The 7,212-nt window shown below is 57.9% G+C and carries 5 protein-coding genes; all 5 read right to left on the minus strand.

The features are described 5' to 3' along the window. Positions 1-7 precede the first annotated feature (7 nt). Positions 8-1,396: a sigma-54-dependent Fis family transcriptional regulator gene (locus tag HY010_03470; protein MBI3474765.1), complete on the minus strand. Its 1,389-nt coding sequence runs from the start codon at positions 1,394-1,396 to the stop codon at positions 8-10. After that, positions 1,389-3,071 (minus strand): PAS domain S-box protein, encoded by a 1,683-nt coding sequence (locus HY010_03475; GenBank protein MBI3474766.1) that lies wholly within the window; start codon positions 3,069-3,071, stop codon positions 1,389-1,391. Before HY010_03475 ends, HY010_03470 begins: the two co-directional genes overlap by 8 nt. A gap of 112 nt (positions 3,072-3,183) precedes the next feature. Next, on the minus strand, positions 3,184-4,392 hold the full coding sequence (locus HY010_03480; GenBank protein MBI3474767.1) for a type II secretion system F family protein: 1,209 nt from the start codon (positions 4,390-4,392) through the stop codon (positions 3,184-3,186). Positions 4,393-4,461: 69 nt separating this feature from the next. Then, positions 4,462-5,598 (minus strand): type IV pilus twitching motility protein PilT, encoded by a 1,137-nt coding sequence (locus HY010_03485; GenBank protein MBI3474768.1) that lies wholly within the window; start codon positions 5,596-5,598, stop codon positions 4,462-4,464. 110 nt (positions 5,599-5,708) lie between these two features. After that, on the minus strand, positions 5,709-7,212 hold a 1,504-nt coding region (gene pilB, locus HY010_03490), incomplete at its 5' end, for a type IV-A pilus assembly ATPase PilB (protein ID MBI3474769.1).

The following is a 7,212-nucleotide window of genomic DNA, read 5'->3' on the forward strand; positions in this document are numbered from 1 at the left end:
AGTAGTTCTAGACTTCGTACTTCTTCATGAGGTGACGGAAAGAGCGGTACGAAATGCCGAGGATGTCAGCGGCCTTTACTTGCACACCATGGCTTTGTCCGAGCGCAGACTGCAAAAGCGTGCGCTCGATGTGTGCAACATAGTTTTCCATGTTGACGCCTTCCGGAAGCACAGACCCAGCCGGAATGGAGAAGGGCGTCTCCGCCCCCGCTGCTACCGCGCGTGCTTTGGGGCGCTCCGCAGGAAGTTCGACGCGGAGTTCGCTGCCTGATTCCAGCGCGACCGCGCGCTCGATGGTGTTTTCCAATTGGCGCACATTGCCCGGCCAGTCGTATCCACAGAGAGCGTCAAGCGAGAGCTTGTCGACGCTGTGAATGCTCTTCCCTGCTGCCGGAGCGTACTTCTTGAGGAAATGGTTGGTAAGCAGGGGAATATCCTCGCGCCGCTCGCGCAGAGCAGGCACGCGGATGGGAATCACACTCAGACGGTAGTAGAGATCCTCGCGGAACGTGCCGTCGGCAACCTGCTTGTCGAGATCACGATTGGTCGCAGCGATCACTCGCACGTCGACGGCTATTTCGCTCGTACCTCCGACCGGGCGCACGCTGCGTTCCTGCAACACGCGGAGCAGTTTGACCTGCATGGGCATGGTCATCTCGCTGATTTCATCGAGGAAGATCGTGCCCTGATCAGCAACTTCGAAGAGGCCGCGCTTGTTCTGGTTGGCTCCCGTGAATGCGCCCTTCACGTAGCCGAAGAGTTCGCTTTCCAGTAGCGTCTCCGGAAATGCGCCGCAGTTTACGGACACAAAGCCTTCCGTCGCGCGCGGGGAGCAGGTATGGACGGCGCGGGCAACCAGTTCTTTTCCGGTTCCACTCTCGCCGTAGACGAGAATCGTGCTCTGGGTCGAAGCCACCGTACGTATGGTTTGCTTCAGCTTTTCCAGCGTCGGACTGACGCCGATAATATTATCGAGCGAGTTGCGAGTTGCGGCATCGCGCCGCAATGCAAAATTCTGGCGGCTGAGTGAAACTTTTTCGAGAGCGCGCGCGATCCCGAGCTTGATTTCGTCGACTAGACCGGGGCTCTTGCGGATGTAATCGGTAGCTCCGCCCGCTTTCACGGCCTGGATGGCCGCATCGTAGTCATCGACTGCAGTCATCAGGATGACGGCGGTGTCCGGCGAAACCTGGTGCGCATAACGCAGCACTTCGATGCCATCCACGTTCGGCATCTTAATGTCGGTCACGATGACGTCGAAGAGGGCGCTTTCGATCTTGCGACGGGCCGCGTCACCACCGGTGACGGTTTCCACTTTGTGGCCTTCGCGGCGCAACGCGATGTCGAGCAGTTCGCAGATGGAGCGCTCGTCGTCGCAAACCAGGATGCTACCCACGAGTCCCTCCTCCCGCAGCAGCGGCGTTGGCGTTGACGGTCAGTGTGGTGGCAGGCACTGTCGGGACCCCGGCTTCCAGACGTCGCAGCCGAACTACAAAACTTGTTCCCTTGCCTACTTCCGAACGTGCCCATACCTTGCCTTCGTGCGCCTGCACAATCTGGTACACGATGGCGAGACCAAGTCCGGTGCCGCCCTCAAAATTTGACTGGAAGGGCTCAAATATTTTTTCGGTCTGTTGCGGGCTGATGCCGGGTCCGGTATCCGCAAAGCTCAGTTCCCAGTCCGTGCCACGCTCCACGAGAGACGCAGTCAGCGTGCCGCTCATGTTCTTCATGGCGCGCACTGCGTTCTCGCTGAAATTCCAGAACACTTGCTTGAGTTTGTCGCCGTCCGCAAGAACCCATGCCTCGGACGGCGGCAACACTCGGCGCAAACGAATGCCGGAGTTTTCCGAAGTCAACCGATTTTCGAGCAGCGTGAGTGTGTCTTGCAGTAGCGGGATCAGGTTGACGCGCTCAAAGCGATATTGTTTGCCCCGCGAATATGCAAGGAAGTCGGTAATGATGTTGTTCAGACGATCCGATTCACGGGTAACAATCTGCAGAAGCTTGCGTTGCTCCTCATTCAAAGCCGGCGCATCGGACAACATACTCACGGACCCGGCGATCGACGTCAGCGGGTTGCGAATCTCATGCGCGATGGCAGCTGCCAGGCGGCCTACCGCAGCCAGGCGGTCCTGCAGGCGCATCTCGCGCTCCAGGCGGCGAATCTCGGTGAGGTCGTCGAAAGTGTAGACAAAGCCCAGTTCGCCGGGAACATTGACGTTCAATGCGGAAGCCATCACGCGAAACGTCTTGCGAAATCCGTTGTTCGCATTGCAGCGGACTTCCGCATCACTGCGTCCTGATCCGACGTGCGGCAAGGGATCGAGAAAAAGGTCCGTGACGGAGCGGCCGCGCAGCTCTGCTTCGGAAGTTTCCAGCAGTTGTTGCGCGGCACGATTCACCAGCGTGATGCGTCCATCGAGGCCCGTCGCGATTACTCCGCCGCTCATGGATTGCACGATGTTTTCATGCAGGGCCTGCAGGTTCTGCAGCGCACCACTTGCGTCCTTTAACCGGACGTCGGCCTGGCGCAACTTCGTCACCAGGAGCCCAGCGAGATACGCAATCGCAAAATATGCGAACAGGTTCACGAACATGACTACCTGGAGCGCCTTCAACTTCGGATGCGACGAGGAAAATGTAGGGATCACTCCGTAGTAGTCGAGTTCAAGAACGGTTCCAAACAGGATGAATGCCAGCGCGCCACTCAGGAAGCCCCAGGATCGCGGCAGCAACATGCAGGCAACGATGATGACCAGCGGATAAAGAAAGTTGAGAGAGCTGTCGATGCCGCCTGTGAGGTGGACGATCAGCGTAACCATCGCCAGGTCGCTCAACACCTGCAACATGGCCTGCAGGCGGCTCTCGGTCCACACGGATACCAGGAAAAGAAAGAACAGGGACAGCGCGAACCACAACACCATCGCTGTGAGGAACGGCAGAATCGGTACCGGGCTCGGCGTAAGGCGGATCACCGCCAGCTCGATGGCGAGCAGGACGGTGAGGATCAACAGCCGGACCTTAACCAGCCAGGTCAGCCAATTCCGCTCGTCAGAGATGGAATGCATGGGAAAGTTCGTCGTCGGTCATTGGTCGTCGGTCGTTCGCGACCACCTCAGAGTGGCTTCGAGCCGCGAGCTTGAACCGGCTTGCTCGCAGCCCGAGGCTCGTAGCTCGCAGCTATCCTGCCAATTTCGAAATCATCGAGAACAACGGCATGTACAGCGAAATAACGATGCCGCCAACGGTGATGCCGAGCATGCCGATGATGATGGGCTCTAACATCGCCAACATATCTTTAGTTGCCGAATCGACTTCGTCTTCATAGAAGTCGGCAATTTTCTGCAGCATGGCGTCCATGGCACCGGTCGCTTCACCGACGCCGATCATCTGCGTCACCATGTTCGGAAAGACACCGCATTCGCGCAACGGGTCGACGATGGTGCGGCCCTCTTCGATCGCTTTACGCACTTTCATCAACGCTTCTTCGAGCACTGCGTTGCCGGACGTGCGCGCGGTAATGGCCAAGCCTTCCAGAATCGGCACACCTGAAGTGATCAGGGTGCCCAGGGTTCGGGTAAACCGGGCCACGGCGATCTTACGAAGCAAAATGCCGATGGCGGGCAACTTCAGCAAGGCAGCATCGAAATAGTAGCGGCCACGCGGATCTTTCCGGACTTGTTTCATCCCGAAGAAGATCGCCACAGAGCCGATGATGAAGAACCACCAGAAGTGGCCAACGAAGTTACTGAGTCCGATTACGATTCGGGTTGGCAGAGGCAGCGCCACGCCCAAGCCGACAAAAAGGTTGGCGAAGATCGGGACCACCCACTTCAACAGCGCGCCGACGATGATGACGGCGATGGAAACCACGGCCACGGGATAGATCAACGCCGACTTTACCGCCGACCGCAGTTTGACTGCCTTTTCAACGTATTGCGCAAGACGTTGCAAAATGATGTCGAGAATACCGCCGGTTTCGCCGGCCTCGATCATGTTGGTGGTCAGATCGTCGAACACTTTGGGATAGAGACGCATCGCGTTGGCAAGTGTGGAGCCGCCTTCTACCGTGGTGCGCACGCCGACCAGAGTCTTCTGGAAGTTCGGATTCTCCTGGTTGGCGGCGAGAATTTCGAGACACTGCACCAGCGGCAATCCGGCATCGATCATGACGGAGAACTGGCGGAAGAACACCGCAATGTCCTTCACCTTGATCTTCGCGCTGCCGAATGTGGGCAGGGCAAATTCCTTGCCCTTTTCCCGGATCGACCCGGGCGTGATGCGCTCGCGCCGCAGCGCGGAGGCTAGTGATTCCTTGTTTGGGGCCGCTCGTTCGCCCTGGACTTTTTCGCCAGAATTGGTCTTCCCTGAAAATGTGAATACCGGCATGGTCCTCTTCTCCTCACTGCTGTAACTCGAAGCTGCTGGCTTGCCAGCCGCTTGTCTTCCGCGTTTCCGCTATCTCTTGGTCGGTACTGCTCCCCGGGCCGCTACGCTGGAAGCCGCGGTCGGCCGGTTCAGCAGGTTCGCCCCGCGTGTAATCATTTCCTGCAGCTCGTCCTGATTGCTGGAGCGAGCCATGGCTACTTCCAACGTGATCTGTTTCTGGTAGTACGCCGTCGCCAGCGACTGGTTGAAGGTCTGCATTCCGTATTTTTCCTGGCCGGACTGCATCGCCGAATAGATCTGGTGAATCTTGTCCTCGCGGATCAGGTTGCGAACGGCCGCGTTCGGAACCAGAATCTCCATGCACATCGCGCGTCCCTTCCCGTCGACTTTGGGCAACAGGCTTTGACACATGATCCCTTCGAGCACCAGCGAAAGCTGGGCACGAATTTGCGACTGCTGGTGAGCCGGGAACACGTCGATGACGCGGTTGATGGTCGATGATGCCGAGTTCGTGTGCAGCGTGCCGAACGTCAAGTGCCCGGTTTCCGCGATACGCAGTGCGGATTCGATGGTTTCCAGATCACGCATTTCGCCGATCAGCACCACGTCTGGATCTTCACGAAGGGCGGCGCGGAGTGCATCGGTAAATGACTTGGTGTCGGAGTGCAATTCGCGCTGGTTGACCAGGCAGTTCTTGTTCATGTGCACGAATTCGATCGGGTCCTCGATGGTGAGGATGTGATCGTGCCGCTCGGTGTTGATCTTGTCGATCATCGCGGCCAGCGTGGTCGATTTTCCCGAGCCGGTTGGTCCTGTAACCAGCACCAGTCCGCGGGGCTTGTCGCACAGCTTGCTGACGACAGGTGGAAGGCCGAGCTGGTGGAACGACTTGATTTCGAATGGAATCAGACGGAACACGCACGCCGTGGCGCCGCGCTGGTTGAAGACGTTGGCACGGAAGCGGGCGAGGCCTTTCAAGCCGAACGAGAAGTCGAGCTCGAGGTTTTCTTCGAAGCGATGCTTCTGCGAGTCGGTCATGACGCTGTAGGCAAGCTGCTTGGTCTCGGCCGGGGTCAACTGCGGCAGATCAAGCGGCACCAGATGTCCGTGCACGCGGATTTGGGGCGGCGAGTTGGTGGTGATGTGCAAGTCGCTGCCGGACATCTCCAGCATGCGCCGGAGCAAATCGCTTAATGAGAGCGCCATAGTTTTCCCGTCTTTCCGTATCGTTTCGTTCTTCGTCGTCGGTCGTTCGTCGTTCGCGATTCGTCAGTCGAAGACTACGTTGCTAACGACTAGCGACTAACGACCAATCCCTAGTGAATCGTCTCGCGTGCCACTTCTTCGAGCGTGGTCATGCCTGCCGCCACCTTGATCAGACCGCTGCGGCGCAGCGTGATCATGCCGCGTTCAATCGCTTTCTTCTTCAGTTCAAGCGCCGAAGCGCCCACCAGAACCAGTTCCTTGATTTCGTCGTCCACTTCCATCACTTCGTATAAACCGCAGCGTCCCTTGTAGCCCGTCTTGTTGCAGGTCGCGCAGCCCTTACCCTTAATGATCTGGACCGTCTTCGCCTCTTCCGGCGAGAAACCCTCTTCAATCAGGGTCTGCACCGGCACTTCCACGGGCTCGGCGCAGTCTTTGCAAATGCGGCGGATCAATCGCTGAGCGCAGATCAGGTGCACTGACGTTGCCACCAGGAACGGTTCGATACCCATGTTCATCAGACGGGTAATGGTCTCGGGAGCGCCGTTGGTATGCAGCGTGGACAAAACCAAGTGGCCGGTGAGAGCGGCCTTGATGGCGATTTCAGCCGTTTCGAAGTCACGAATTTCGCCGACCAGGATGATATTGGGATCCTGGCGAAGGAAGGCACGCAGGGCAGCGGCAAAGTTCAAGCCGATCTGTTCCTTCATCTGTACCTGGTTGACACCACCCAGCTGAAATTCGACCGGGTCTTCAGCCGTCATGATGTTGGTGTCGGGCTGGTTCAGCCGTGAGATCGAGGAGTACAGCGTGTTCGTTTTACCGGAACCTGTCGGGCCGGTAACCAGCACCATGCCGTACGGTTTCAAAATCGCTTTCTCGAACTTCACCAGCGACTCGGGCTCGAAACCGAGCTTGGTCATGTCGAGGCGCAGGTTTTCTTTGTCGAGCAAGCGGAGCACGATCTTTTCGCCCCAGAGAGTCGGCAATGTGCTGACGCGGAAGTCGAGCTGCTTTTTCTTCCCGCCGATCTGCATCTTGAGCATAATGCGGCCGTCCTGCGGGAGACGCTTTTCGCTGATGTCGAGCTTCGCCATGATCTTCAGGCGGGACGTAATGGCGTCTTTCAACTTGAGCGGCGGATTCATGATCGACTGGAGCACGCCGTCAATACGGAAGCGGACGCGGAATTCTTTTTCGTAGGGCTCCATGTGAATATCGCTGGCGCCCCGCTTCACGGCGTCGGTCAGCACCAGGTTCACGAGCTTGACGATGGGAGCTTCGTCGGCCGCTCGTTCGAGTTCGGCCAGCTCCATCTGCGTTTCTTCGGCCTGCACTTCGACATCGGCGGCATCGCCGAGGTCGTTCATCGACTGCATCACCTGCTCAAGCTCTTCTTCTTTCGAAGTGCCGTAAGCTTTGTCGATGCCCTCGATGATGGAGCTTTCGGATGCGACGACCGGCTCGATGTTAAAACCGGTCATGAACTTGATATCGTCCATCGCAAACACGTTGGTCGGATCGACCATCGCGATGGTGAGCGACGCGCCTACGCGGCTGAGCGGGAGAATCTGGTAGCGCTTGGCGGTTTCATACGGGATCAACTTGACGACA

It is taken from the genome of Acidobacteriota bacterium (assembly GCA_016196065.1).
GTDB lineage: Bacteria > Acidobacteriota > Terriglobia > Terriglobales > Acidobacteriaceae > Acidiflorens.

What these genes read in the sequence shown, in the direction of transcription:
- HY010_03485 (MBI3474768.1), bottom strand. Translation starts at nt 5,598, where the DNA reads ATGGCGCTCTCATTAAGCGATTTGCTCCGGCGCATGCTGGAGATGTCC.
- HY010_03480 (MBI3474767.1), bottom strand. Translation starts at nt 4,392, where the DNA reads ATGCCGGTATTCACATTTTCAGGGAAGACCAATTCTGGCGAAAAAGTC.
- HY010_03475 (MBI3474766.1), bottom strand. Translation starts at nt 3,071, where the DNA reads ATGCATTCCATCTCTGACGAGCGGAATTGGCTGACCTGGCTGGTTAAG.